Here is a 790-nt window from a genome sequence, read left to right as displayed (position 1 = left end):
GCTCGCACAACATTTTGGCGCAGACGTACGCTTTCATACCTGTAAGTTGAATGATCTAGACTTAGATGCATTGCTAACCTTTTTATTACAGCGCGATAAGGTTCGCGAACTCGAAGGCAAGTTCGTCGTCAACATGGCGCGTATTTGCAACCATTAAGCGGCGTCTGAGGTTGTTTCGGTAATCGAGGGCGAATTATCTGATTTCGCCCTTAGCCGTATACTCGCACAATCTCCTTACTATACACTGGTCGCCATTTTTTTCGTCGAGGCCAGAACATGGATATTCTTTCTGCAGCGACCATGCTGTTTCTTATCATGGACCCTCTTGGCAATTTGCCCATTGTGTTGTCCATTCTTAAACACATCGATCCCAAACGTCGTCGTAAGGTGCTCATCCGCGAGCTGATTTTTGCCTTGTTGATTTTGATGTTGTTCTTGTTCGCCGGACAAAGCATCCTGAGCTTTTTGCACGTACAGCCGGAAACCTTGAGTATCTCTGGTGGCATCATCTTATTTATCATCGCAATTAAGATGATTTTCCCAAGTGCAGGGAGCATCACCGGGTTAGCTGCGGGTGAAGAGCCGTTTATTGTGCCGATGGCGATTCCAATGATTGCCGGCCCATCAGTGATTGCCGCGTTGCTGCTGCTTTCTTCCCAGCATCCCGACAAACTGGTCGAACTCTCAGCGTCGGTGGTGATTGCGTGGAGCGCGACCTTCTTTATTTTGATGTTCTATGGCTTTTTCAATCGTCTGTTGGGCGAACGCGGTCTGAAAGCGGTGGAACGCT

The 790-nt window shown here is 48.2% G+C and carries 2 protein-coding genes; both read left to right on the top strand.

The window, feature by feature from the left end; all coding sequences use genetic code 11:
* On the top strand, positions 1 to 157 hold a 157-nt coding region (locus R7Q11_RS25715), incomplete at its 5' end, for a YecH family metal-binding protein (protein ID WP_225466944.1).
* 119 nt (positions 158 to 276) lie between these two features.
* Positions 277 to 790 (top strand): YhgN family NAAT transporter (locus R7Q11_RS25710; protein ID WP_225466943.1); only part of this gene is annotated, 514 nt, incomplete at its 3' end.

The sequence above is a fragment of the Vibrio sp. 970 genome (assembly GCF_033339075.1).
This window is presented reverse-complemented; position numbering and strand designations above follow the sequence as displayed.